The following is a 26031-nucleotide window of genomic DNA, read 5'->3' as shown; positions in this document are numbered from 1 at the left end:
GTGATCCGGTCGACGTCCCGTCAAGGAAATCCGGTGGCAGCGGATCAGAACTTCCATGACTCGTGCTGGAGTCGTCCTTGAGCGGTCGCGGACACCATGGACGCAGCGCCGGACAGAGGCGCGGAATCCCACGGAGGCCTTAGATGAGCCAGCTCGCCAAGTGGTCTGTCACCTACTTCCTGGGCCCGGTCTACCGGGCGTTGGTGACCTACGGGACGTTCTACGTGCCCATCACCCCGTACCTCTACCCGTCGGGCCGCACCGCGGGGCTGGGACGGCAACAGCAGCGCCAGCCCGTGCCGAGTTTCGGCGGTCCCGTCGCCGGGCACCCGGAGGCCCTCCGTCCGGATGTCCCGCTGAGCTCCTTCGAACGCGAGGCGGCCCGCCAGCTGGGCCTTGTGCACGGGTTCGAACGCTCCTGACCACTCAGGTTCGAGGCGAGTTTGAGGCGACGCGCCCATTCTGACCCCGTACGGCGACGCCAACGGGGGAGCAGCCTTGTCTGGACAAGCGGACTTCGCAGAGTTAGTGCGGCAGCAGGCCGAGGCGCGGACCGGCCAAGAGGCCTTCGCCTTCATCGGGGAGGCCAGGGACGGGGCCGCGACGGTCGACCGGATCTCCTACGGCCGGCTCGACCGGGAGGCCCGGCGGTTGGGCGCCTGGCTGCAGGACCACAACGCGGCCGGCAAGCGGGTGTTGATACTGCAGGACCAGGGTCCGCTGTTCATCGCCTGCTTCCTCGGTTGTCTGTACGCCGGAGCGGTCGCGGTGCCCGCCCCGCCGCCCGGCGGCACCCGCCGGCACATCGAACGCGTCGTCGGCATCGTCAAGGACTCCGCCGCGTCGTTCGCGCTCACCGACTCCCGGCACGCGCCGGTCATCTCCCAGCTGCTGGCCGAGGCCGGCCACGGCGACGTGGTGTGCCTGGCGACCGACGCGCTGCCCGCCGACGCCATCGCGCCGGCCGACCCGGACGACTGGCGGCGCCCGGACCTCTCGCTGGACGACCTGGCCTTCCTGCAGTACACCTCGGGCTCCACCAGCGAGCCCAAGGGCGTGATGATCTCGCACCGCAATCTGCTCGCCAACCAGCGGGCGATCCAGCGGGCGATGGGCACCGGCGCCCGGTCCCGGATCGGCGGCTGGCTGCCCTTCCACCACGACATGGGCCTGGTCGGCCATCTGCTGCACCCGCTGTGGCTGGGCGCACAGGGCGTGATCATGCCGGCGATGAGCTTCGTACGGCGTCCGGTGCGCTGGCTGCAGATGGTCTCCGAGTACGGGATCACCACCGGCGGCGGCCCCAACTTCGCCTACGAGCTGTGCGTGCAGCGCGTCACCGACGAGCAGGTCGCCGAACTGGACCTCTCCCGCTGGGAGAACGCCGTCAACGGGGCCGAGCCGGTGCGGGCCGAGACGCTCTGCGCCTTCGCCGAGAAGTTCAGGCCCGCCGGTCTCGACCCCTCGGCGCTCTACCCCTGCTACGGGATGGCGGAGGCGACGCTGCTGGTGTCCGGCGGCATCCCCGGCAGCCGGGCGCCCCAACTCCCGGTGGACGCCGCCGCGCTGGAGCGCCACCGGCTGGAGGACCCCACGCCCGGCCGGCCCGTCCGCACCCTCGTCGGCTCCGGTCTGGTCCGGGACTTCGACCTGCGGATCGTCGACCCGGAGAGCGGCCGGGTGAAGATGCCCGGCGCCATAGGCGAGATCTGGATCCGTGGCGACAGCGTCGCGCAGGGGTACTGGAACCGGCCCGCCGAGACCTCGTACGCCTTCCAGGCGGTCACCGCGAGCGGGGAGAGCGGCTTCCTGCGCACCGGGGACCTCGGAGTGGTGCGGGACGGCGAGCTGTTCGTCACCGGGCGGCTGAAGGACGTCATGATCGTCGCCGGGCGCAATCTGTACCCGCAGGACGTGGAGCGCACCGTGCAGCGGGTGAGCGCCCTGTTCAGCTCGACGGTGGTCTTCGCCGTCGACTCCGACCGCGAGCACGTGGTGGTGGTCCAGGAGGTACGGTCCGGGCGCACCTTCGACGCCGACCTGGCCGGCCTGGTGTCGCAGGTGCAGCAGATGGTGTCGCGGGAGTTCGCGATGCCGGTGCGCAACGTGGTGCTGGTCAGGCCCGGGACCGTACGCAGAACCACCAGCGGCAAGCTGCAGCGCGCCGCCATGCGGCAGTTGTTCCTCGCCGACCGGCTGCGGCCGCTGCACGAGGTGGTCGACCCGGACCTGAAGCGTCTGGTGCGGCACGGCTGAGCCGGTTCCCGGCCGGTCCCGGCCACGTCCTCGTCATGGTCCGGACGTCATATCCTGCGCTCTTGGGCACCTGCCCTCCACGTAATCTGCTCATCCGTGTGCTGAACGTGGCCAAATCTGCGATCCTGTCACCCGGAAGTGGGCAGTTGGGAGCCGGGAGGCGCGACGCATGATTCACGTTCTCCTCGCGGAGGACATGCACATGGTCCGCGGTGCGCTGGTCGCCCTGCTGAACCTCGAGGTCGACATCAAGGTCATCGCCGAGGTGGAGTCCGGGGACGAGATCGTGCCGACGTCCGTCCGGATGCGCCCCGATGTAGCGGTGATCGACATCGATCTGCCGGGCATCGACGGTCTGACCGCCGCCGCGGAACTGCATCAGCAGATGCCGTCCTGCCGGACGTTGATCCTCACGAGCCTCGGCAGACCCGGCAACCTCCGCCGGGCCCTGGACGCGCATGTCTCCGGATTCATCCTCAAGGACGCGCCGCCGGCCAAACTGGCCCAGGCGATCCGCAGTGTGCGCGCGGGGGAGCGGGTGATCGACTCCCATCTCGCCCTGGCGGCCTGGGACACCGGCGAGAACCCGCTCACCCGGCGCGAGGTCGAGGTCCTGCGGCTGACCGCCAACGGCGCGGAGGCGGTGGAGATAGCCGCCCGGCTGTTCCTGTCGGTCGGCACCGTGCGCAACTATCTGACGACCATCCTCGCCAAGCTCAACGCGCGTAACAAGGTCGACGCCATCAGGATCGCCCGCGACGCGGGCTGGCTGTAACGACCGGACGCGGGGCGGTGGGTGGACCGCCCCGCCGGCCGCCGCGCGCACCGGACCGTCGGTCTGCTACGCCGCCGCGCCGGCCAGCGGTACCAGCGCGACCAGCCGGAACCAGCCGTCCTCGGCCGCCGCGGCGTTGAGCGTGCCGCCCAGTTCACCGAGTCTCGTACAGAGGTTGTCGAGCCCTCGGCCGTCCCGCCGGGTCGCGACCGGAGGCGAGCTGTTGAGCCCGTCGTTCTCCAGCCGCAGGCGCACCACGCCCTTGTCCAGAACCACTTCGATGACGCAGTGCTGCGCCTTGCTGTGCCGCAGCAGGTTCGACACGCCCTCCCGCAGCACGGTGGACAGCACCGTGTTGACCCGGTCCTCCAGCGGCCCGCAGTCGACCGTCACCACGGTGGCGATGTCGGCCGAGACCAGCACGGCCCGGGTGGCGGCTATCTCGGCGGCCAGCGACATGTCGCGGTATCTGCTGGCGACCATGCGCACATCGGACAGCGCCTGACGGGAGATGGCCAGCATCGTGGAGATCTCCTCGCAGGCCCGCTCCGGCTGGCTGTTCACGAGCCGGTAGACGAGCTCTCCCTTGAGGGTGATCGCGGAGAGGCTGTAGCCGAGCAGATCGTGCAGATCCCTGGCGACCCGGTCGCGCTCCTGCGCCACCGCCAGCCGGGCGAGTTCGGCGCGGGCCCGCTGCACCTCGACGAGCAGGTCCACGAGCCGGGTCAGCCCGAAGATCGACAGGCCGATGATCGCGGCGCCGCAGCCGTAGTAGAAGGAGGTGAACGAATCGGCGCCGAGCTGTTTCTCGATCAGGAACAGCGTGACCGACACCGTTCCCGCACTGATCCAACCGGCGGCGCCGGGTATCCAGAGCAGCAGGGACCCGGAGAAGAAGCCGGGCATCCCCACCCAGCTCTCCTTGAAGATCAGGAAGGGGATGTAGGTGAGCAGGCCCTGCGCGGACAGCGTCCAGATCCAGTAACGAGGTCTGGCTCCACCGCGATTGGGCAGCGAGTGCAGATTCTGCAGCAGGAACAGCAGGATCAGTATCGGGATCCCCAACGCGATGTCACGCGTCGCGACATGCCGTCCCAACATGCTCGATATCGCCAGCGCCAGATAACCGAACGTCGTCAGCGCGACGATGACCCGGCCGAGCCGGGGCACAGGAATGTCGCCACCTGACAGATCGTGTTCTACCTGCCCCCGTGCACCGACCATTACTTGTCTCCCCTGCAGCAATGGATCAGCGGTCATCGTGCTGAGCACCAGGCCGTGCCGGAAGACTACTCGCTACGGGATGAACTTGAATTGCTGTTGCCGCGCATCTGTCGCCCCAATCGCTGTCATTGACCGGGTAGCCCATGGCACTTTCTGCCGCGGCGGTGGTGTCGTCCGGTGCCAGCGGGCCGAGCAGCAGCTCGCCGATACTCGATTCCTCGCGCCAGTCAAGACCGAACGCCTGGGCGGACGTTTCGATGTCGCCGCTGCCCAGCGGCAGCGGAGCGAGCCGCATCGCGGTGGCCACCAGGCACATCGTCTGCTGGACCACGCCCACGTGCTTGAGCGCGAGGGCGTACCACATACCGCTGTATTTCCAGGACAGCCTGCGGAAGCGGGCGGTGATGGTGATGAGGACCTGGGGTGTCGTGGTCATACCCGCGGCGGCGCTCGCATGCGCCAGGAGTTCGGCGGCCGAGTTCGACGGGTCGTCCAGCTGTACGAGACAGTGGCCGTAGGGGTCGTAGTAGTAATTGCCGGGCGCCAGTCCCGCGCAGCGGCTGAGCGTGATGTAGCACTCCAGCTCATAGGCCGATCCGCCGCTTGGATAGGGCCGGCTACTGGCGGGATAGGAGGCGGGCTCCAGACCGATACTGCTGTACAGCGAACGGATCCGCGCTATCCGGTAGAGGAACTCGCCCAACTGTCGTTCATTGAGCGGCTCCTCCGCGTAGGTACGGGTGGACCGGCGGGTCTCCAGCACCGCGGTCAGCGGCGGGTCGGCCGCCAGCACCGCGTCGAGATCGGGCCGGAACAGCGGGATACGCTCCCCGTCCGGAGCGCTCTTGACGGCCGGTTCCGGGGACAACTGGCCGAGGTAGGGGAACGTGGCCCCGAAGTCGCCGTCGTGCCGGCCGAGCCGGGTACGGGTGTGGAAGAGCAGCTCGTTCGGGGTCCAGGTGATGAGTGAGGGATCGTGGTCCTCGGCGAAGACCACCGCGCCGTTCTCGTCGTGCTCGCCGAGTGTGACCATGCCGGCGGCGGTGAGATAGGCGACGATGTCCGCGACGACGCCGTCCGCGACCGGCAGCGCGGCCGTCGCGGCCTTCAGAGTGGTGGCCTTGCCGAGCACCCCGACCACCCAGGCGGCCTCGGGCCGGTGGAACTGCGCCCGGTGCAGGGACAGCGCGGACTCCAGGACCAGCAGTTCGTCCCTGGTCTGCAGTACCGCGAACCGGGAGAGCCGCAGCGGCTGGTCGGGCGGCACCGACCGGATGTCCAGCCGGGCGCCGCGCGCGATCGGGACCATGTCCAGCAGCTGCGGTTCTGTGTCGTCCAGACCCAGCGAGCGGACGACGAGGTAGGAGATGCTGTCCAGTAACGCCAGCAGCCGGGCCCGGTCGCTCGCCGTGATCTCGGCGTACGGCCGGGGGGTGGCGCGCAGGATGTTCTCCAGATCGACAGGTCCGAAGCTCATCCTGCGCAGTGACTCGTAGACCAGTTCGTCGGAGCCGGCCACCATCACATCACCCCACCGGCTGTGCAGCACCGCCCCGCCGGCGGAGGACGCCCGTTCCAGATGGACGTCCTCCCGTAGCGACCACAAGGAGACCCTGCGCAGGTCGGTGCCTACGTCGGGGCGTGGTTCTGGGTGCACAGGGGGTCTCCTTCAGCTGCGGTGGTACGGACGCGATGTCAGAGGAAGAGAGGAACCGGATTCAGTTTCTCGTACCCCAGTGGCGTCGTGCGACGGCCCAGCAGAACCGGGACGTCGTACAGGCGGCCCGGTGCGAAACGGGCCCAGAAGTGGCGCAGTCCCGGCACGATGACCTTGACGACCGGCAGGCCGATGTCGGGCCTCGTCTGGTCCAGGACCAGTAGTTCCATGCCCTTGGCCTCCACCATGCGCTGGATGGCCATGACGTCGTCGAGCAGATCCGGGCGGGCGGCGTACGCGTAGTCGCCCGGAGTGCGCAGCGGAGCCCCCGGATCGGGCAGCAGATACGGCTGATTGGCGACGGTGGCCGTATGGCACCACTCCAGGATGTCGTCGCCGGTGCAGTCGTAACCCTGGCCGTCCGGGCGGGCGTTCATGACGTAGGGCAGCATCTGGTCGAGTTCGGTGAGCGCCCGGCGCAGCGCGACCCGCATGTCGAAGTGCGCGCCGAGCCCGATCACGATGTCCTCGTCCTCCTTGTCCGTGCGCCGGGACAGGGCCGCCACCGTGGGGATGCCGAAGTCGGCGGTCAGATCCAGGGCCCACACCTCGCGGTTGCGGCCCGCGTACAGCGCGCGCCGCTCCGCGATCCAGGGCTCCTCGAACGCGCTGAGACTGAGCCCCGGCTGGCAGGTGCGGTTGTACCACCACAGCGCCGTCGAGTCGCGCTCCACGAGTTCCAGGAACCCCTGGACGATGGCGTCCTCCAGACTGCTGCCGGCCGCACAGCCGTTGGAGTCGGCCGAGCAGAAGCCGCGGCCGGACGCCCCGGGGGTGTTGTAGTACATGAGGCTGGTCGGCAGCAGCCGCTGCCGGCGCTCGGTGAGGGACCAGACGGGAGTCCAGTCCACCTCCGCGTCGGCGTCGAACACCTGGTTCACCTGGTGGAAGTCGCCGTGCGTCGCGTTCCAGCCGTCCCGGTCCGCGTACTGCCGCTCGTCGAAGAGCTGGCAGCGGTTCGGGTGGATGGCCCGGTCGCCGAGGTTCCGCAGTGAATCGCGGACCCGCAGCTCCTCGCCGGTGAAGACACCGGAGAATCTCTCGAGCGCCTCGCACAGCGCCCCGACCTCGGCCTCCACCGACGTGACGCCTTTGCCGGCGCTCATGCCGCGGAAGCCCTGCCGCAACGAGCGCAGACCGGGCGTCCCCAGCGCCATGTTGTGCCCCGCCCGGTACACCTGGAGTCCGGGTGGCGCGGCCGGGTCGGGGCCGAGCTGACTCACCACCCCGGTCACCGGGCTGACGTGCGACCGGTAACGGGCCAGCACGTTCTCCGGGGAGGCGGACCGGTCGCCGCTGCCGTTCGCGTACGCCTTGGTGCGCGAACGCAGTGGCAGCGGACGACCGATCCGTTCGGTGCTGCGTGCCGGATCACCGCAGTGGGTGCACTGCGGACGGCGCTGTACCGCGTGATGACGGGCCGTCATCGTGAAGTTGTCCAGGGTGAGGACGGACTGCTGCCCGTGATAGCGGTGTCCCGCCATCCATTTCGCCGCTTCGAGCGCCACCATGTGCAGTCCCACCCCCTGGCTCGGGGGTATCGAGGCCTGCGGAATCAGCAGCGGACCGGAACGGCCCAGAGTGCGCTGAACGTGGTTCTCCACTTCCCGGTGACCGCGCAGCCGGTGGGCGAGGCAGTTCCAGCACGGGCCCTCACCCGGCTGGAATACGGGGCCGAGCCAGATGTCGGCCCCGTGCGGCTTCGCGAGCAGCCACGGCCGGCCGGCCGCGCGGTGTGCGGTGTCGACGGCGGCCAGTTCACTGGCCAGGTAGTCGTCACAGACCACGACGGAGAGGTCGGTGCGCGGAATCTCGCAGCTCGACCCGGCGACCGCCGAGGTGGTGTCGACCGACAGCCCGGTGGCCTGCAGAGCGGCCCGCACCGCACTGCCGTCGACCGCGCCGACCGTGAGGATGCGGACGGATCCGTCCGCGAGCCGGGCAGCGGTCCGAGCACCGTCGAGTCCGGCCAGTTCCCAGAACGCGAGGCCTGTCCTGGCCGGGTTCTCCAGCGTGCGTGCGGTACGCCGGAAGTCGACCAGTGCGGCATTGGCGAGTTGCGCCAACACGTATCCGATCTGTTCAGGAGCGAGTTCCCGTGAGGCGTCCCGGATTATCTCGTTCAATCCCCGGCGGCCGTCCATGAGCGGAGCAACCAGCTCCAACTGAGGACAGTCGATCATCTTCACGTCCCGTTCCGAGAAGAGATAAGTACCCTCACCCGGAATCACTTCAGCGCGCAAATGAGCCTTGAACTCGGTCACAGCAGCATCCCCCTCATGCCTGTCCGGTTTTATTGGCTCAGTTGGCGGCTATTTTGCAGCCCACGCAGCCGGTGCACGCCTTTGCCGTCGATGCGGCGGCGAAGTCCTCGATGACGAGTGCCAGTTCCGGCGCCGGCGGCAGGTCAGGGGTACTGCCGTCGCCGTCGACGTGCAGGCCGAACTCGGCCAGCACCTGGGAGGGGTTCTGGGCGTACCGGATGCTTAAGTCCGGCTCGATCCAACTGAGCGCCACCAGCTCCGCGAAGCGCCAGTCCTGCTCTATTGCGTCCATTCTCGTTCTCCAGTTCTGAGGCGTGTCGACGGCCTGTGGATGCGTTCCTGGCCGTACACCGAGGAGTGTGCGGCTGAAAATTGGGCAGCGAACAGTGGGTCGGTCACGGAACTCATGTGAAGATTTCATGATCTCGGATTCCGGTGCTCCCCCTGAAACCCGTGAAGATCTCACTGTTCAGTCCGATCCCCTAGGTGGGAACCTTTGCTCGTGCTCCTATGTGCGCAGCGATCGCCGGGTCGAGACGACACAACGGCGGCGTGGAACGGGGAGAGGACGGCACCTGTGGAGATCAACGTCTTGGGACCATTGACGGCGAGTGAAGCCGGCACTTCGATTGTGCCCAGCGCCGCCAAGCCGCGGCAGATCCTGGCCGTTCTCGCTCTCAACGCCAACCACGTGGTGACTGTCGCCCGGTTGATGGAGGAGCTGTGGGGATCCGATCTGCCGCGCAGTGCGCCGACGACGCTGCAGACCTACATCCTGCAGCTGCGCCGGAAACTGAGCGCGGCACTCGGGTCGGTGACGGGGGCGAAGGACGTACTGGCCACCCGGCACAGCGGCTACCAGCTGAGCATGGACGCATCCGCCGTCGATGCCTGGCAGTTCGACCAGCTGACGGTGGCCGGGTACGCGGCATACGAGGCCGGGGACGCCGCTCGGGCGTCCCGCCGGCTGAGCGAGGCACTGAACCTGTGGCGGGGACCTGCACTGGTCGACCTGCAGCACGGGACGCTGCTCGAGGTCGAGGTGATGCGGCTGCGGGAAAGCCGCCTCGCGGCGCTGGAGCGCCGGCTCGACGCTGATCTGGCCATGCGCCGGCACCATGAACTCCTGGGCGAACTGGCCGGTCTCACCGCAGAATTCCCGTTGCACGAGAATCTGCACGCGCAATTCATGCTCGCTTTATACCGGTGCGGCCGGCCCTCGCAGGCTTTGGAGGCCTTTCGCCGGCTGCGGTCGGGCCTGGTGGACGAGTTGGGCCTGGAGCCCTCCGCCCGGGTACAGCGGTTGCAGCGGGCGATTCTCTCGGCGGACCCGGTACTCGACGGGGTTCCTTCGGGCGCGGTCGTCGGGGTGTCGAGTATCGGCTGAGAGCCGGCGCCACCGCCTCCAGCCTGCGTCAAGTCGCTTTCCAGGCGGCCTGTGGACGATCGCGGCATCCGTCCGGATGTGGGCGGGACAAGTCCAGGAGGCGGTCAGCTGTGGGTGGATATCTGGCGGTGAGGCCTAAATCGGCCGCCAGGCTGCGGCTATTCTGTTTCCATCATGCGGGGGGCGGCGCCTTGTCGTTCGCGCGATGGCAGAATCGTTTCGGCTCTGACATTTCCGTCATCCCGGTACGACTTCCCGGACGCGAGACGCGATTGCGTGAAGAACGCGTCGTCGACGGGGAGCAACTGTCGCGGGAGCTGGAAGCAGAACTGGGTCCGTTGCTCGACCGGCCGTATGCCTTCTACGGGCACAGTCTCGGCGCTCTCGTGGCGTACTCCTTCGCGCTCCATCACCACCGGGCGGGCGGACGCCCGCCGGAGGTGCTGGCCGTCGGAGCCTGCTCCGCACCGCATCTGGGGATGCCGGTGCTCGAGGGCGCGGACGTCTCCGAGGAAGGAGTGCTCTCGGTGATGAAGGCCTCCGGCGGTATCTCCAGCCAGCTGCTCGACCGGCCGCAGTGGCTGCGGCTGACCATGACGATCATGCGCGACGATCTGCTGCTCGCCCGCAGCCTGCGGGCCGCGGCGGGCGATCCGCTCCCGTGCCCCGTACTGGCCGTGTCCGGCCAGGACGACCTGCTGGTATCGCCCGGTGCGGTACACGCCTGGTCCCGCTACGCGCCCGAGGGATTCCGGACGGGCTCGGTGCCCGGGGACCACTTGTTCGTGAGGGACGCCGACCTGGCCGGACTGCTGCGCGACGTGCTCGATGAGCGCCGCCCGCTGGAACCGGCCGTCTGACGCTCGAGAGGAGCCGAGAAGATGGACATTGGTGTACTTGGCCCCTGCCGGGTGACGCAGGCGGGACTCTCCGTCGTCCCGACCGCGATCAAGCCCCGCAAGGTGCTCGCCCTGCTCGCCCTCCAGCCGGACCGGGTGGTCTCGGTGAGCTCGCTGATCGAGGAGTTGTGGGGCGGCAATCCGCCACGCAGTGTGCAGACCACCCTGCAGACCTACATCCTGCAGATACGGAACCTGATCACGAGAGCGCTCGCCGGGGAGGACCAGCCCGACCTTCCGCTCGGCGCCAAGAGCGTCCTGGTCACCGAGGCCGGGGGCTATCTGCTCGACACCCAGGGCGGCGTCGTGGACTCGGTGGAGTACGAGCGGCTGGCGGGCGCCGGCCACCGTGCTCTGGAGACCGGTGACCACGCGGGAGCGGCGGTGCTGTTCCAGCAGGCGCTCGCCCTGTGGCGCGGCCCGGCGCTCGTGGACGTACAGGTCGGCCCGCTGCTGGAGGCGGAGGTGACCCGGCTGGAGGAATCGCGGATGAGCATCCTCAGCCAGCGCATCGAGGCCGATCTGCGGCTCGGCCGGCACCACGAGATCCTGGGCGAACTGGCCGGGCTGGCCGCCCAGCACCCCACGCACGAGCGGTTGCAGGGCCAGTTGATGCTCGCCCTGTACCGGGCCGGCCGCCGGGGCGGCGCTCTGGAGGCCTACCACCGGATGCGGGTCGTGCTGGGCAGGGAACTGGGCCTCGACCCGTCCTCGGCGCTGCAGGAACTGCAGCAGGCGATGCTGGCGTCGGACCCGGGACTCGAATGCGATTCCGTCGGGTCGCTGCCCGGCGGGGGACCACTGCGGGTGGTGCGGGCCGGCTGACGGCCGGAGGGGTACGACGACCGGCGTGCTGACAGGGCGGCGGCCCCGGGAAACCGGGGCCGCCGCCCTGTCAGCACGCCGCAGGCGCGGCCTGATGGATCAGGTCGCGTCGCGCGCCGAGATCTGGGTCAGGCAGGTGAGCAGACTCCGGTTGAAGGTGGCGATGAAGCCCTCCGGAGTACCGGTGTCGCGCGGCCGGGTGAGGTACGGGGCGAGCTTGCGCTCGACCTCCTGGACGCCGGGCTGAGAGGCCATGAAGCGGGCGACGTCCTGCAGGTCGCCCTCGTACTCGATGACGCGGACCATCGTGGCGTCCCTGATGAAGACGGCGGTGGCGAGGATCCGGGTGGTCTCCTCACCCTCGCTCTTCACGACCGGCGATCCGACCCGGCGGAAGCCGCCGAAGATCTCCCCGATCTCCTTCTCGTACCCGGCCTTGATGTCGTAGGTGATGGCGGCGAACGGCATGGGCGGCCTCCGAGGCGGTGAGGGGAGCCGGCGGACCGGGCGGGCCCGCCGCTGCGGGCCGGGAACGGCCCCGGCATCAATGGTCACCTTCGCGCTCTCGCGGCACTGGAGCGCGGCTCGGCCCCCGCACGAGAGGTTCGCGCGGGGGCCGGGGACGGTCCGGGGTGCTGAGGACAGGTCAGGCGGAGGGCCGTCCGAACCAGGTCGACAGGGCCAGGTACAGCCCGTCCCCCAGTTCACCGGGGGTGGCGTCACGGTCCGCGGCCCAGGCGATGTAGCCGTCGGGGCGGATCAGCAGCGCGGCCAGGCCGGGGGCCGCCTCGGCGGTCCCGGCGTAGGACCGCACCCGGTCGCCGGCGCCCGCCGCGGCCGCCCAGCGGGCGAGCGTCGCACCGGTCTCCGGCTGTCCGGCCAGGTCGACCAGGAGGGGCTTCCCGTCGTGCAGCAGATGCGCCAGCTGTACCTCCCCGTCGGCGCCCTTCAGCACCATGTCGCGGGCGAAGTCGCCGACCAGCTGGTGGTGCGTCCCGCCCTGCGGCGGGTACCGCACGTCGACGCCGGCGATCATGCCGGCCAGGAACCGGTTGACGTCGGGCAGTTGCATCAGCTGGTTGAACATGTCCCGCAGCGGGGTGACGATCGGGTCCGGGTTCATCAGCGCGATCTGCGCCAGGGTGTTGCCGATGACGCCCTCGGCCGGGGGCCGGCGCTCGGCGTTGTAGGTGTCGAGCAGGCCCTCCGGTGCCCAGCCGTTGATCTCGGCGGCGAGCTTCCACCCCAGGTTGAAGGCGTCCTGCAGACCGAGGTTGAGGCCCTGCCCGCCGACCGGGAAGTGGGTGTGCGCGGCGTCGCCGGCCAGCAGGATACGGCCGTGCCGGTAGGTCTCCGCCTGCCGTGCCGAATCCGTGAACCAGGAGAGCCAGCGGGCGTCGTGGGCCCCGAGGTCGGTGCCCCAGACCTTGCGCATGCTGTCCTGGAACTCCTCCAGCGTCAGCGTCTCGTCCGGGCTCTTGCGGCCCTCCTCGGTGTAGTCGAAGGTCGCGACCCGGTGCACCCCCTCTTCGAGGGAGACACAGAACAGCAGGCCGTTCTCGGTGCGCTCCATGCCCATCGGCGCGTTCTCGCCGTCGGCCAGGACCACGTCCGCGAGCCGGGCGGTGACCCGCCCGCCCTGGCCGGGGAACGGAATGCCGGCCGCCTTGCGGACCAGACTGCGGCCGCCGTCACAGCCGATCAGATACCGGCCGCGCAGCGCGTAGTCCGCGCCGCCGCCGGTGACCTGGACCGTCACACCGTCCTCGTCCTGGTCGACGCCGGTGATCTCGTGGGAGCGCCGGATCTCCACCCCGGACCGCAGCGCGTGCTCCTCGAGCAGCTCCTCGGTCCTGGTCTGCTGGACCAGCAGGGCGTAGGCGTGGCTGCTGTCGAGCACGCTGAAGTCGATCCAGACGTCCTGGCCGGCGAAGTGCCCGTTGCTCCAGGACCGCGCTCCGTCGGTGAACCGGTCGATGAGGCCCCGCCGGTCCAGCACCTCCATCGAGCGGGAGTGCAGACCGAACGCCTTCGAGTGGGGGCTCCGTTCGGCGAGGCGTTCCACCACCACACTGCGGATGCCCGCCAGTTGAAGTTCCGCGCTCAGGAAGACACCCACCGGCCCCCCACCGGCGATGATCACGTCGACATCATGGGGCGTTGCCATAGTCAGTCCTTGTCCGATTCGTTGGCGTGGGCCAGCTGGGGCTCGGGCTTGGCAGCGGCGGGCGCGCCGCGTTCCGCCTTCTGCAGCGGGACGTTCTTGAGGAACAGGGCGATGACGAGACCGGTCGCCAGCAGCGGGATGGTCGCGATGAACACCGGTGTCAGAGCGTCGGCGTAGGCGCTGGAGACGGCGTGCGCCAGTGCGGGCGACAGACCGTGGGTGGAGGCCAGCGAGGAGGCGCCGCCCTTGCCGGCCAGTTCGGCCTCCAGGGCGGGCGTCAGGTGCTTGGGCAGCTGGTGTCCCAGCCGGGTGTAGAAGATGGTCGCGAACACCGAGAGCCCCAGGGCGGTACCGGCCTGACGGGCCAGCGTCACCGTCCCGGTGATGGCGCCGATGTCGCGCATCGGGGCGGAGTTCTGGGCGGCGAGGGTGAGGACCTGCTGGGACAGCCCGGAGCCGATCCCCAGCAGGATCATGAAGAGGCAGGCCACCACCCGGCTGGTGTCGGCGGTCATGGTGGCCAGCAGGGACACGCCCACCAGCCCGACGGCCATGCTCGCCACCGGGAACCACTTGTACCGGCCGGTCCGGGAGATCACCTGGCCGGTGATCATCGTGCTGGCGACCAGGCCGAACATCATCGGCAGCAGCACCAGGCCGGAGACGGTGGCGCTCGCGCCGGTCACCCCCTGGGCGAACAGCGCCAGGAAGTTGACCGAGCCGAGGAAGACGGCGCCGCCGATGATGCCGAGGGCGGCGCAGAGGGAGAACGTCGAGTCCTGGAAGAGCCGCAGCGGGATCACCGGCTCGACGGCCTTGCGCTCCACGGCGATGAACAGCGCCGCGATCAGCACGGTCCCGGCGCCCAGCCCGATGATGACCGGGGAGCTCCACGCGTACCGCGAGCCGCCCCAGCTCGCGAACAGGATCAGCGTGACGATCGCCCCGCTGAGCAGCGCGATCCCCGGGTAGTCCACGACCGGGTTGCGCTTGATGACCGGCAGCTTGAGCAGCAGGCCCAGCATCAGCAGGGCGGCGATCCCGATCGGCAGGTTGATGAAGAACACCCAGCGCCAGCCGAGGTGGTCGGAGAGGATGCCGCCGACGGCCGGCCCGGCCAGCGCGGCCACGGCGAAGTTCGCGGCGAAGTAGCTCTGGTACTTCGCCCGGTCCCGGGGGCTGAACAGCGCGCCGAGGATGGCGAAGACACCGGTGACCAGACCGCCGGCGCCCAGCCCCTGCAGCACCCGGAAGGCGATGAGCTGGTGCATCGAGCCGGCCAGCCCTGAGGCCAGCGAGCCGGTCATGAACACCCCGATGGAGCCCATGACCACCCGCTTGTGGCCGAACAGGTCACCGAGCTTGCCGGACAGCGGCGTGATCACACTGGCGGCGATGATGTACCCGGTGGTCACCCAGGCGAACAGATTGAGTCCGCCCAGGTCGGTGACGACCTTGGGCAGGGAGGTCGCGACGATCTGGCCGTCGAGCATGCCCATGAAGACCGAGAGCATGAGACCGGCCAGGATGAGCTTGATGTGACGGGGGATCGGAGTGGCGGCCACGGCCGTTCCTTTCGGGGGTCTTCGGTATCGGTCGGTCAGCTGTCTCGGGCGAGCAGCCGGCGCAGTACGGTGCCGAGCTCGTCGGCGGGCCCGGCCGCGGCGCCGTGGCTGCGCCACGCGACGAATCCGTCGGGGCGCACCAGCACCGCCCCCTGCGGGCCGATCCCGTACGCCTCGGTGAAGTCGCCGGTGACCGGGTGCAGCACCTGCCCGCGCGAACCGCCGGTCCGGTGGACCGTGAGACGTGTCCCCAGCTCCTCGGCGGCGGTTCCGGCCGACTCGCACCACGGGTCCGCGTCCTCCCCGGCCAGCAGCGTGAAGCCGCCGCCGAACAGGTCGAGCGTGGAGATCTCCTTGCCCTGGCTCTCCACGAGCAGATGCGGCGCGCGGGTGCCGGGCCGGCCGCCGGTGGTCCGCGGGTCGATGACCGCGGGCGGGTCCGCCGCCTCGTCGCCGGCGCCGTTCAGCACCGCGCCGGAGACGTACCGGTACCCCATCGTCACGGAAAGCGGATCCGCGATCCGCGCGCGCTGCTCGTCGGTGGCGGTGTTGGAGCGGACCGCGAGTTCCAGGGCTCCCTGGTCGGCGACGAAGTCGCCCAGCGGCCGGCGCTCCGCGTCATAGCTGTCGAGCAGTCCCGCGCCCGCCGTGCCCCGGATCACCGAGGCGAGTTTCCAGGCCAGGTTGTGGGCGTCGGCGATACCGGTGTTGGAGCCGTAGCCGCCGGTCGGCGGGATCACATGGGCGGCGTCGCCGGCCAGGAAGATCCGGCCGCGGCGGTACTCCTCGGACGCGAACTCGGCCATCTCCCACGGGAAACGGGACCGGATGCGCACTTCGAGGTCCGGGACGCCGATCGCGGCGCGCACCAGATGCACGCATCGCTCGTCGGTGAAGTCGTCCAGGCTGTCGCCCTCGGCCGGGTCGTACGCGACGACGAGGGTGCCCTCGGTGAGGGTGTCGTCGTGCACGAGGATCCCGGTCACCTCCTCGTTCTGGACGTGCGCCACGCTGAACCGGCGGCCGTCCAGGGCCTCGCGCATATGGGCGGTGAACGCCATGCTCAGCTGGTGCGAGATGACGCCGCGCCCATGCCGCGGCACGCCCAGCGTCTCGCGCACCAGGCTGCGCGGGCCGTCGGCCCCCACCAGGTAGTCGCTGCGCACGGTCCGCTCGCTGCCGTCCGCGCGGTCGCGCAGCACCGAGGTGACACCGGACGCGTCGGCCTCGAAGGAGACCAGCTCGGTGCCGTACGAGGTACGGGCCCCGAGCAGCTCGGCGCGGCTGCGCAGCAGCGGCTCCAGCCGGTCCTGGGGCAGCAGCACCATCCGGCTCGGCGTCAGGTCGTCGAGTTCGTCACCGCCGGCGAGCTCGTCGCGGCTCCAGAACACCTGCCCGGTCAGTGACTCCAGGCCGGCGCGCAGCGTGTGGTCCTTGAAGCCGGCGGCCGCCTGGAGAACGGTCTCCTCCAGGCCGGCGGCGCGCAGGATCTCCAGGGTGCGCGGGTAGTACCCGACCGCGCGCGGATGGACGGAGGTGCCGGGGTGACGCTCGACCAGCAGGCAGGGGATCTTCTCCCCGGCCAGGAAGAGCGCCGTGGACAGGCCAACGAGGCTGCCGCCGACGATCAGGACCGGGACCCGGTCATCGCTCATAGGACTTCTCCCTCTCGGGGCCTCTTCAGTACCTCTGTGGGCCTTTTGTGAACCGCTGTGGAGCTCTCGCGGGTGATCGTGACAGCGGTGCCTAGAAGGTGGGTCGAGCCCAGCTGACCTCGCACTCCAGTACGCGTCGATTCGAATTCCAGTAGCCCCTGAGAGCTTGCCGGGACCCGGAACATCACATTTCAGCCACCCTGGGGGATCTGGACATGACGGACGCGATAGCCCGAAGAGACATCGTCAGAAAGGCCGGCGCGGCGGGGACGCTCGGCCTCGGAATGGCCGCGGTGGGCATGCTGGCCGCCCCGGCGGCCTCGGCGCACACGGGTACGGCGCCGGCCCGGCCGGGCAACGCGGCGGAACGCCGGCTGCCCGGCGCCTGGACCATCCAGTTGCAGCACTTCGACACCTTCCGGCCGGGGCTGACCGCCTTCACCTCCGACGGACTGGTCCTGGTCATGCATGTCGCCGCCGCGAACATCGGGATGGGCAACTGGTCGTCCACCGGACGGAACACCTTCGTCTTCAACTTCCACATCCTGAACACCGACCCGGCCACCGGGGATTACACCGGGCAGATGCACATGTGGGGGAACGGCACCTTCAGTTCCGACACCTACTGGGCGGGCACCGCGAACGTGGCGATCTACGATCCGGCCGGCACGCAGGTGTACAGCCACACCGGTGACGCGATCAACGGCACCCGGGTCGGCGTCGACACCTGAGTCACCTGAGCACCCGAGGGGGGACCTGAGGGACCTGAGTCGTCCGAGTCATCTGAGAGCGGGAACGCGAAGGGCCGGCCACCGGGGAGTTCCCGGGGCCGGCCCTTCGTCCTGCCGTACCTGAGCTGCTAGAGCTTGAGCTGGACCCCGTACTCGGTGAGCCAGGTGTCGAGCTGCAGCACCATCTCCAGGTTGGCCCGCTCGACCCAGGCGAACGCGCCCTCGGGCGTGGTGTCCTGGGCCAGCACCGCCTTGGTCGCCGCCTGGTCCAGCAGCGGCTGGACGGCGGCCGAGGAGTCGGCCGCCAGCTCGACGAAGCGCGAGTGGACGAACCGGCCGTACTCGATGTCCTGCGTCGTCGGGTAGGCGCTCTTGCGGCGGTTGAGCACCGGCTCCGGCAGCAGATCGGAGACGGCCGCCCGCAGCAGGCTCTTCTCCTGCCCGTTCACCCGCTTCATCTCGGCCGGCACGTTGAACACGTACTCCACCAGCCGGTGGTCGCAGAACGGTGCGCGCAGCTGGACGCCCGCCGCCATGCTCATCCGGTCCGCCCGGTCCAGGTGGGTGGGCGCCCAGCGGGTGAGCGTGAGATACGTGATCTCGCGCGCCCGGCGCTCGGCCGGCGAGTCGCCCGCCAGCCGCGGGGCCTCGGCGACCGCCTCGCGGTAGTGCCCGTCCGCGTAGCCGATGAAGTCCAGCCGCTCGCGCAGCCCCCGGTCCAGCAGGGCGGTGCCGAGGCCGCCGACCGCGGTGTCGTGACCGCGCTCGAAGTTCACCCAGGGGAACGTCTGGGAGTTGGCGTGCTTGGGGTCGTACGCCCAGAAGTAGCCGTTGAAGACCTCGTCCGCGGTCTCCCCGGAGAGCACCACCTTGGCCTGGTCGCGCAGTGCCCGGAAGAACAGATAGAGCGAGACGTCCATGTCGCCCAGCGGCGAGGGGGTGTCCTGGCTGCGCATGACCTGGGCGTGCACCTTGGGGTCGGACAGCGCGGCCGTGTCGAGCAGGATCTCGGTGTGGTCGCTGTGCACGTGCTCGGCGACCATCGTCGCGAAGGGGGAGTCCGGGGTGGCCCGCATCGTCGGGTGGACCTCGAAGTTCTCCGTGTAGCCGGCGAAGTTCATCGAGAACGTGCGGATCGCGCCGCGGCCCTCCGCCTTCAGCGCGCCGGCGGCCAGCGCGGTCAGCGCGCTGGAGTCGATACCGCCGGACAGCAGCGCCGCCACCGGCACATCGGCGACCAGGTGCCGCCCGACCGACTCCGACAGCAGTCCGCGGACGGTGTCCACGGTGGTCGCCAGCGAGTCGGTGTGCGGCTCCGCGGTCAGCCCCCAGTAACGCTCCTCGGTCACCCCGCCGGAGTGCACCCGCACCAGGTGCCCGGGGCGTACCTCGGTGATGTCGCGGAAGACCGTCGTCCCCGGCTTCTTGCCGTGGGCGGTGACCTCGCGCAACCCGTCGGCGGTGACGACGGGTTCGACCTTTGGGTGGGCGAGCAGTGCTTTGGGCTCGGAGCCGAAGACGAATCCCGAGGTGGAGTCAGGGCCGGTCCGCGCGAAGCACACCGGCTTGATGCCCAGGCGGTCGCGCACCACCAGCAGTTCCTGCCGCAGCACGTCCCACACGGCCACCGCGAAGGCGCCCTCCAGGCGCTCGGCGAAGGACTTGCCCCACTCCAGATAAGCCCTGGCCACCACTTCGGCGTCGCCGCCGGAGCGGAAGGTGTGCCCGCGCCCCTCCAACTCGGTTCGCAGCGTCCGGAAGTTGAAGATCGACCCGTCCAGCAGGGCCACCGCGAGCGGCTCGCCGTGGTGGTCCGCGATCACCGGCTGCCGGCTGTCCGCGGGGGAGAGCACCGCGAACCTGCGGTGCGCGAGACCGGCGTGCTGGGAGAGCCACTGCCCCTCGCCGTCGCCGCCGCGATGGTTGAGCGTGTCCGCCATCGCGCGCAGCACCGGCGCCTCGCCGGACAGATTGCGCTGGTAGTCGACCCAGCCGACGATTCCACTCATGCCCTGGTCCTCTCCGGTGCTGCGGCTTCTGCGGGAGCGGACGGCCCGGGGGTGAGCAGCCGCACGTCGATGAGGCTGAGCCCGTACCGCTCGACGGCGTCCCGCAGGTCCGCGGTCGTCGGCGGGCCGTCACTGTTGATCGTGAGGTCGAGCCTGCGCTGCGCGGCGGGCCCGTAGAGGCGGATCAGCCGCAGATAGCTGTTGGCGACCCGGACCGGCTCCGTCACCAGCTCCAGCCGGGCGGCCCGGCGCTCCCCCAGCCAGGTGATCTCGGCGTCGGCGCCGCCGGCGAAGTTGTGCCGCCAGGTGCCGGACGTGGCCAGCACCAGGTTGTCGTCGAGGCTGTGGGCGCCCACCGGAATGGTGAACGCGCGGCCGGTGCGCCGGCCGGTGAAGTGCAGCAGCAGCAACCGCTGCGCCATGGGGCCGGGGGTGGGCGCCGACAGCGCGGCGATCACCGCCTCGTTGTCGGGCAGCCCCTCGTCACCCGGCCGCCCCAGCTCGATCACGGGCCGCTCGGCGGGGCTCATCGGAGCACCGCCACGGCCGCCGCGGTCAGGACCAGTGCCACGATCGCGAACGTGGTGCGCACCGCGTGCCAGTTGCGCCACTGCAGCCGCGGATCCTGCCAGTCCGGGCTGAGGTTGTTCTCGTCCTGGCTCTTCACCCGGTTGTTGATCGGCACGTTCCGGGTCTGGGACACCACGGCGACCCCCACCATGAACACCGCCGCGAGGGCGAACAGCGGGCGGCTCCCGGCCGAGTCGGTCCGGAAGGCCGCGAAGACGTCGACGACCACCGAGCTCGTGACGATGTACGGCATGATGTGGTCGTAGCGGCGGCCGAGCAGTCTGTGCGTTGTGATGTATCGGTCCGCCGGCATCGCGATCAACGCGGGCATGACACTGATCGCCACGGCGAACAGCACCCCGGCGACTATGCCGGTGCCCAGGATCACGGCGACGCTCAGCACTTGCAGCAACACCATGCTCATCCCTCTCTCGACTGTGGGACCACGGTCAGGTCCCGGGAACGTCCCAGGGGCTTCTCGGCGGGTACTGGAAGACCGGTCGAATCCGGGCCGTGGCAGGGATCAGGTCGCGAGCGGTGCTCCACCGCGCACCGAGCCCCGAGCCGTTCAGTGGACCCCACCCGATCACCTGTCAAGGGGGCTGTGCATGGCCGAGGAACGGACACCTGTGCTGGTCGTGGGCGGAAGCATGGTGGGCCTGTCGGCCGCTCTCTTCCTCTCCCACCAGGGATTCCCACCGCTGGTGGTGGAGCGCCACCGCACCGTCTCGGTGCAGCCGCGCGCCCAGGCCGCCAGCCCGCGCACCATGGAGATCCTGCGGGCGCTGCAACTGGAGGCGGACGTCAGGGCCGCCGAGACGCCCAACGCCCAATACGGCAACATCATGCAGGTCGAGTCGCTGGCCGGGCCCGAACTCGGCTGGTTCGACGGCCCGTTCCCGGCCGATCCGCAGGGCGTCAGCGCCACCGGCTGGACGCTGATCGGCCAGGACCGGCTGGAGCCGGTGATCAAGCGCCGGGCGGAGGAGCTGGGCGCCGACATCCGGTTCGGTACCGAGATGGTGAGTTACACCCAGGACGAGGACGGGGTCACCGCCCGGATCCGCTCGGTGGAGACCGGCGAGGAGCACGACGTCCGCGCCGACTACCTGTTCGCGGCGGACGGCAACCGCAGTCCGATCCGGGACGGGCTCGGCATCAAGGCGGAGGGCCCCGGCGCCTTCGGCCGCCAGCTCATCATGATCTTCCACGCGGATCTGACCGCACTGGTCGCCGGCCGTGAGTTCTTCCTGTGCTTCGTCAAGAACGCCGAGGTGCACGGCGTGCTGGGGCAGCTCGACCCGTACACCCACCGGTGGTGCCTGGCGGTCAGCCTGCAGCCCGACGAGTCCGCCGCCGACTACACGACGGAGCGCTGCCTGGCGCTGATCCGCGCCGCGGTCGGCGTACCGGACCTCGACGTCGAGGTGGAGTCGGGGCAGGACTGGGAGATCGCCGCCAAGGTGGCGCAGCGGTTCCGCCACGACCGGGTGTTCCTGGCCGGCGACGCCGCGCATGTGATGCCGCCGACCGGCGGGTTCGGCGGCAACATGGGCATCCAGGACGCGCACAACCTGTCCTGGAAACTCGCCCTGGTGCTGCGCGGACTGGCCCGGCCCTCACTGCTGGACAGCTACGAGCCGGAACGGCTGCCGGTCGCGGAGTTCACCGTCGAACAGGGCGTCATCCGCTATCTGCAGCGCAACGGGCTCGACGAGGAGATCGCCGCACGGCACCGGCCCGAGCCGACCGTGCTGTTCGGTCAGCGCTACCGCTCCGGCGCGGTGCTGGCCGACCCGGACGGTGCCGACGACGGAGCGGTCTTCGAGGACCCGCACCTGGCCACCGGAACACCCGGCACCCGGGCACCGCACTTCATGATCGAGCGGCCCGGCGGCAGCCCGGTACCGCTGCACGACCTGATCGCCCGGGACTTCGTGCTGCTGGCCGACGACACCACCGACGACGGCCGTGCCTGGCTGGCCGCGGCGCCGCCGCTGGCCGCCCGGTCCGGTATCGGGGTACTGGCCCAGCCGGCCGGTGCGGGCTTCACCACGGCGTACGGGGTCGGTGAGGGCGGCGCGGTGCTGATCCGTCCCGACGGGTTCATCGCCTGGCGCAGCCGCGGCCCGGTGGCCGACCCGGCCGCGATCCTGGCCGACGCCCTCTCCCGGGCGGCGCACTCCCGCACCTTGTAAAGGGCAAGAGCCGCCTTGTAAAGAACAAGAGCACACAGGAGAGCCGCGCCACCGCCTGTCCCGGGCGGTGGCGCGGCTCCCGTCTGTGATGCCGCACCTGGTCGCGGCTCAGGCCGCCCCGAGGTCCAGGAGCTGGCGCAGCGCCCGCTCCAGATCCGCGGTGCCGGGCACCGCGCCCGCGGCACGCCAGCCGACGAATCCGTCGGGGCGCACCAGCACCACCCCGTCGTCGCCCACCTTGTAGCGGGCCGCCCACTCGCCCTTCGGGTCGGTGAGTTCGCCGTCGGGTCCCACCCGGTAGGCGACCAGGTCCACCCCGAGCCGGCCCGCGGTCTGGGCCGCGGCGGCGGCCAGGCTGTCGGCCGCGCCCGTGGTGAACAGGACGAAGCCGCGGCCGAAGAGGTCCACGACGGACATCTCCGGGCCGTCCTTCGCCTGGACGATCACATGCGGCGCCCGTGCCCCGGGCTGCGCGGACGGGTGGTCCGGGTCCTCCAGGAGCGGTCCCGCCGGTTCGGCGAACTGCGGGGAGAAGGCGCCCGACCGGTAGCGGTAGCCGAACGTCATGGTCGTCTCGTCGACGAGTTCGTCCGCGACGTCCTCCAGCCGCTTGCCCTCCCGGACGGCGAAGCGCAGGCCCGCCTGCTTGGCCGTCTCCAGGGCCACCGGGCGGCGTTCGGTGCCGTACGTGTCCAGCAGACCGGGGCCCGCGGCCCGGGCCAGCACCAGTGACAGCTTCCAGGAGAGGTTGTAGACGTCCTGGATGCCGGTGCTCGCCCCGAACGCGCCGGTCGGCGGGATGACGTGCGCGGCGTCACCGGCGATGAACACCCGGCCCGCGCGGAACTGCTCCGCGATCCGCATGGAGATCTCCCACGGCAGCATCCTGCCGTCCTCGATCTCCGCCGGCAGGTCGTCGACGCCGATCGCGCTGCGCAGCAGTTCCAGGCAGCGCCGCTCGGTGAAGTCCTCCGGCCCCTCGCCCTGTTCGGGGTAGAAGGAGACGTTGAACACCCAGCGCTTCTCGTTGTCGATGGGGATCAGCGTGCCGCGCACCACCGGGTTGTTGACGTACGCGGCGATGACCTTGCGGCCGGCCAGTGCCGGGCTCAGATCGGCGTGGAAGAAGAAGCTCACCAGGTTGGTGATGGTTCCCCTGCCCCGGTCGGGCACCCGCAGCATCCGGCGCACCGGGCTGCGGCTGCCGTCCGCGGCGATCACGTAGTTCGCGTGGATGGTGCTGGTGACGCCGGTAGACCGGTCGTGCACCGTGGCCAGCACCCCGTCGAGGTCCTCCTCCAGGGACACCAGCTGGGTGCTGAACCGCACCTCCGCGCCGGTCGCCACCGCCTGCTTGCGCAGCAGCGGCTCCAGCTGGTTCTGGTCGATCATCGCCCAGCGCGCCGGACTGATCCGGCTGAGGTCCTCGGGCGCCGCACTGGGCATCCGGACCCGCTCGGGGCCGGCGAGGGTCTCCACGTGCACCAGGACGTCGTTGCCCGCGATCGGCGACTCCTCGGCGCGGATGGCGTCCTCCATGCCCACCGCGCGGAAGATCTCCATGGTGCGGGGGTTGATGGCCCGCGCCTTGGGGTGACCGGAGGTGTCCGGGTGCCGCTCCACCAGCAGGGAACGCACCCCGAAGTGGGTGAGGAAGACACTCGCCGAAAGCCCGGTCAGGCCGCCGCCGATGACGAGCACCGGCACGTTCTCGTCAGCCACTGCGATCTCCCTTCCGTCCGATCACCAGGGTGTGGGTGCTGAGCAGCGGCTGTGCGGAGGCCTCGGCGAAGCCTGCCTCGTGCAGCCACTGCACACAGTCGCCGACCCGGTACTCCTGGCCGTTCTGGCTGACCAGCTTCATGTGCAGACTGCTCAGCAGCCGGTCGGAGTCCCGCCGGTCGTCGTCGATCATGCGGTCGTAGATGAGCACCTGGCCACCGGGCCGCAGGCTGTCGTGGATCCGCTTGAGCAGCGCCAGACTGTGCTCGCTGTCGAAGCCGTGCAGGATGTGGCCGAGTACGACGACATCGGTGCTCGGCAGCGTGTCGGCGAAGAAGTCCCCGCCCTGGAACGTCACCCGGTCGGTGAGTCCGAGCCGGCCCATGTGCTCCTCGAAGAGCGGCTGGGTGCGGGGCAGGTCGAAGCAGACCCCCGTCAGGTGCCGGTGGGTGCGGGCCAGTACCGAGGACAGGTTGCCGCGCGAACCGCCGAGGTCCGTGAAAGTGGCGATCCCGCTCCAGTCGATGCACGCGGCCAGCTCGGTGCCCATGCGGTCGCTGAACGCGTCCAGGCCCTTGAGGAACCGCTTCATCTTGTCCGGGTTCTCATGGCGGTCGCCGAAGAAACCGCCCTTGTCCGGGTCGAGGGTCTGCGGCTCTCCGCTGATCAGCGCGTCGGGCAGCCGCCCCCAGGTGTCGTAGAGGGTCTCATTGGTGAGCTCGATGAAACCGCCCAGATAGCTTTCGGTCTCCTCCACCAGATAGGCCGTGGACAGCGGGGAGTTGCGGTAGGCGCCGTCCTCCCGGTCCAGCAGGCCCAGGCCGACCAGGGCGTCGAGGAAGTCCGCGGAGAACCGGGGGTGCAGACCGGTGCGCTCCCGGATCTCGGACTCCGTGGCGGGCCCGGACGCCAGGGCGGTGAAAACCCCCACGCGCACCGCGCCCTGCAGCACCTTGGCCCCGCAGTCCGCGATGGAGAGCCGGATCAGCGGCCCAGGGCTTACTTCCGCGGTGGCGGGCAGGTCTCCGGTCGTCGTCACATGATCCTCCTTGGAGTGACCGGACATTGGATCGCCCGACCATCGCCGGGCCGCGTCGAACCCGGCTAGAAGGCCGGTCGCGCAGCACTCGGCTCCGACAGCCGCGTCCCACTCCGGCTCAAGTCCTTCTGGAGGAGCGGTGGGCACGCTGCCGTCCGGGTCCTTCAGCGGGGCTCACGACAGTGAGGAGAGGAAACCGGATGAGTGACTTCACTCTGCAGGAGCTGACCGCGAAGCTGCGCGAATGCGCGGGTGAGCCCGACGGTGTCGACCTCGACGGAGACGTCCAGGACACCCCCTTCATGGAACTCGGCTACGACTCGCTCGCGCTGCTCCAGGTGACCGGCGTGATCAAGCGGGAACGCAGTATCGACCTTTCGGACGACGCGGTGGTCGAGGCGGAGACCCCGCGGATCCTGCTGAAGATGATCAACACCAGCCCGGCGCAGAGCCGCTGACCGCCGCCGGCGGTCACCACCGGCGTAGGGCCTGACCGATCCGTACAGCGCCACCGGCCGGCTGGGGCGACCGGCCGCTATCGAGTTCGAATCTGTGGGAGGAATCGCATGCCGTACGCAGCGATCGTCTACCGGGTCAAGCCCGGCAACGAGGACGAGATCGCCAAGATCTTCGAGAACTTCAACCGGGTGGACACCGCCGACCTGCGCACCGACGAGGGTACGGACGCCGGTCGCATTCTCGGTACCGGGCTCTTCATCAAGGACGATGTGATGGTCCGCTGCATCCACTACGAGGGCGACCTCGCGGCGGTGGGCAAGCACATGGCCATGCAGCCCGGTGTGCACGCGGCGGAGAGCCGGCTGGCCCCGTACCTGCTGGAGGAGCGGGACACCTCGTCGCCGCAGGCGTTCGGCGCCTTCTTCCGCAACGCCTCCATGCGCAGCATCCTCCAGCTGAGCGTGGACACCCTGGAGACGAAGTCCTGACCGTGCTCTGACGGCCCGACGGATTCTCCCCCAGCCGCTCCGTGCGTCCCCGCCCCTTCCGGCGGGACGCGCGGAGCGCTG

At 70.0% G+C, this 26031-nt stretch carries 23 protein-coding genes; 10 read left to right on the top strand and 13 right to left on the bottom strand.

The window, feature by feature from the left end; translation table 11 throughout:
* Window positions 1-143 precede the first annotated feature (143 nt).
* The 3 genes from LNW73_RS01125 to LNW73_RS01115 all read left to right on the top strand — a co-directional run bounded on the left by LNW73_RS01125 (window position 144) and on the right by LNW73_RS01115 (window position 3031).
* On the top strand, window positions 144-422 hold the full coding sequence (locus tag LNW73_RS01125) for a DUF6059 family protein (protein ID WP_250979175.1): 279 nt from the start codon (window positions 144-146) through the stop codon (window positions 420-422).
* A gap of 76 nt (window positions 423-498) precedes the next feature.
* A complete protein-coding gene (locus LNW73_RS01120) occupies window positions 499-2256 on the top strand; it encodes a fatty acyl-AMP ligase (RefSeq protein WP_250988472.1) in 1758 nt (585 codons plus the stop codon).
* 169 nt (window positions 2257-2425) lie between these two features.
* Window positions 2426-3031, top strand: a complete 606-nt coding sequence (locus LNW73_RS01115; RefSeq protein WP_250979177.1) for a response regulator transcription factor — start codon at window positions 2426-2428, stop codon at window positions 3029-3031.
* Between the two features lie 66 nt (window positions 3032-3097).
* Here LNW73_RS01115 and LNW73_RS01110 read toward each other — a convergent pair whose 3' ends face one another.
* The 4 genes from LNW73_RS01110 to LNW73_RS01095 form a co-directional block, all read right to left on the bottom strand.
* Window positions 3098-4201 carry a sensor histidine kinase gene (locus tag LNW73_RS01110; protein WP_250979178.1) on the bottom strand — a complete coding sequence of 368 codons (1104 nt, stop codon included), beginning with the start codon at window positions 4199-4201 and terminating at the stop codon, window positions 3098-3100.
* Between the two features lie 79 nt (window positions 4202-4280).
* Window positions 4281-5912, bottom strand: coding sequence for a SagB family peptide dehydrogenase (locus LNW73_RS36215; RefSeq protein WP_250988471.1), 1632 nt, complete (start codon window positions 5910-5912; stop codon window positions 4281-4283).
* Window positions 5913-5950: 38 nt separating this feature from the next.
* Window positions 5951-8098, bottom strand: coding sequence for a TOMM precursor leader peptide-binding protein (locus LNW73_RS01100; RefSeq protein WP_250988470.1), 2148 nt, complete (start codon window positions 8096-8098; stop codon window positions 5951-5953).
* 175 nt (window positions 8099-8273) lie between these two features.
* The gene (locus LNW73_RS01095) at window positions 8274-8528 is read right to left on the bottom strand and encodes a hypothetical protein (RefSeq protein WP_250979181.1); all 255 of its coding nucleotides are present in this window, start codon (window positions 8526-8528) and stop codon (window positions 8274-8276) included.
* 285 nt (window positions 8529-8813) lie between these two features.
* Here LNW73_RS01095 and LNW73_RS01090 point away from each other — a divergent pair, with 285 nt between their 5' ends.
* The 3 genes from LNW73_RS01090 to LNW73_RS01080 all read left to right on the top strand — a co-directional run bounded on the left by LNW73_RS01090 (window position 8814) and on the right by LNW73_RS01080 (window position 11347).
* Window positions 8814-9623 (top strand): AfsR/SARP family transcriptional regulator, encoded by an 810-nt coding sequence (locus LNW73_RS01090; RefSeq protein ID WP_250979182.1) that lies wholly within the window; start codon window positions 8814-8816, stop codon window positions 9621-9623.
* A 110-nt stretch (window positions 9624-9733) separates the two neighbouring features.
* On the top strand, window positions 9734-10483 hold the full coding sequence (locus LNW73_RS01085) for a thioesterase II family protein (RefSeq protein ID WP_308407623.1): 750 nt from the start codon (window positions 9734-9736) through the stop codon (window positions 10481-10483).
* A gap of 21 nt (window positions 10484-10504) precedes the next feature.
* Window positions 10505-11347, top strand: a complete 843-nt coding sequence (locus LNW73_RS01080) for an AfsR/SARP family transcriptional regulator (protein WP_250979184.1) — start codon at window positions 10505-10507, stop codon at window positions 11345-11347.
* A 99-nt stretch (window positions 11348-11446) separates the two neighbouring features.
* Here the strand turns inward: LNW73_RS01080 and LNW73_RS01075 are convergent, their stop codons facing one another.
* From LNW73_RS01075 to LNW73_RS01060, 4 genes are all read right to left on the bottom strand, one after another.
* Window positions 11447-11815, bottom strand: a complete 369-nt coding sequence (locus tag LNW73_RS01075) for a SchA/CurD-like domain-containing protein (RefSeq protein WP_250988469.1) — start codon at window positions 11813-11815, stop codon at window positions 11447-11449.
* A 178-nt stretch (window positions 11816-11993) separates the two neighbouring features.
* A complete protein-coding gene (locus tag LNW73_RS01070; protein WP_250988468.1) occupies window positions 11994-13514 on the bottom strand; it encodes an FAD-dependent monooxygenase in 1521 nt (506 codons plus the stop codon).
* Between the two features lie 2 nt (window positions 13515-13516).
* Complete coding sequence (locus LNW73_RS01065) at window positions 13517-15079, bottom strand: MDR family MFS transporter (protein WP_250988467.1); 1563 nt, start codon at window positions 15077-15079, stop codon at window positions 13517-13519.
* Between the two features lie 35 nt (window positions 15080-15114).
* Window positions 15115-16734 carry an FAD-dependent monooxygenase gene (locus LNW73_RS01060; protein ID WP_250988466.1) on the bottom strand — a complete coding sequence of 540 codons (1620 nt, stop codon included), beginning with the start codon at window positions 16732-16734 and terminating at the stop codon, window positions 15115-15117.
* Window positions 16735-16949: 215 nt separating this feature from the next.
* On the opposite strand from LNW73_RS01060, the gene LNW73_RS01055 reads away from it, so the two are divergent.
* Entirely contained in the window at window positions 16950-17465 is a 516-nt protein-coding gene (locus LNW73_RS01055) for a hypothetical protein (protein ID WP_250988465.1), read from the top strand.
* A gap of 128 nt (window positions 17466-17593) precedes the next feature.
* Here LNW73_RS01055 and asnB read toward each other — a convergent pair whose 3' ends face one another.
* From asnB to LNW73_RS01040, 3 genes are read right to left on the bottom strand one after another with little or no spacing between them, the layout of a single operon-like run.
* A complete protein-coding gene (gene asnB, locus LNW73_RS01050) occupies window positions 17594-19474 on the bottom strand; it encodes an asparagine synthase (glutamine-hydrolyzing) (RefSeq protein ID WP_250988464.1) in 1881 nt (626 codons plus the stop codon).
* Complete coding sequence (locus LNW73_RS01045; protein ID WP_250979191.1) at window positions 19471-20004, bottom strand: hypothetical protein; 534 nt, start codon at window positions 20002-20004, stop codon at window positions 19471-19473. The genes asnB and LNW73_RS01045 overlap by 4 nt, the downstream gene beginning before the upstream one ends.
* Complete coding sequence (locus tag LNW73_RS01040; RefSeq protein ID WP_250988463.1) at window positions 20001-20462, bottom strand: anthrone oxygenase family protein; 462 nt, start codon at window positions 20460-20462, stop codon at window positions 20001-20003. The genes LNW73_RS01045 and LNW73_RS01040 overlap by 4 nt, the downstream gene beginning before the upstream one ends.
* 190 nt (window positions 20463-20652) lie before the next feature.
* Between LNW73_RS01040 and LNW73_RS01035 the strand changes: the two genes are divergently transcribed.
* On the top strand, window positions 20653-22242 hold the full coding sequence (locus LNW73_RS01035; protein ID WP_250988462.1) for an FAD-dependent monooxygenase: 1590 nt from the start codon (window positions 20653-20655) through the stop codon (window positions 22240-22242).
* Between the two features lie 108 nt (window positions 22243-22350).
* Here LNW73_RS01035 and LNW73_RS01030 read toward each other — a convergent pair whose 3' ends face one another.
* Together LNW73_RS01030 and LNW73_RS01025 are read right to left on the bottom strand one after the other, a co-directional pair.
* Complete coding sequence (locus LNW73_RS01030; protein ID WP_250979194.1) at window positions 22351-23964, bottom strand: FAD-dependent monooxygenase; 1614 nt, start codon at window positions 23962-23964, stop codon at window positions 22351-22353.
* Complete coding sequence (locus LNW73_RS01025; protein WP_250979195.1) at window positions 23957-25003, bottom strand: acetylserotonin O-methyltransferase; 1047 nt, start codon at window positions 25001-25003, stop codon at window positions 23957-23959. Before LNW73_RS01025 ends, LNW73_RS01030 begins: the two co-directional genes overlap by 8 nt.
* Before the next feature lie 200 nt (window positions 25004-25203).
* On the opposite strand from LNW73_RS01025, the gene LNW73_RS01020 reads away from it, so the two are divergent.
* Window positions 25204-25461: an acyl carrier protein gene (locus tag LNW73_RS01020; protein WP_250979196.1), complete on the top strand. Its 258-nt coding sequence runs from the start codon at window positions 25204-25206 to the stop codon at window positions 25459-25461.
* Window positions 25462-25569: 108 nt separating this feature from the next.
* Complete coding sequence (locus LNW73_RS01015; RefSeq protein ID WP_250979197.1) at window positions 25570-25950, top strand: SchA/CurD-like domain-containing protein; 381 nt, start codon at window positions 25570-25572, stop codon at window positions 25948-25950.
* Window positions 25951-26031 lie beyond the last annotated feature (81 nt).

This window comes from Streptomyces sp. RKAG337, assembly GCF_023701715.1.
Classification (GTDB): domain Bacteria; phylum Actinomycetota; class Actinomycetes; order Streptomycetales; family Streptomycetaceae; genus Actinacidiphila.
Note: the sequence above shows the minus strand (reverse complement) of the source record. Positions and strands in the feature narration are given on the sequence as shown.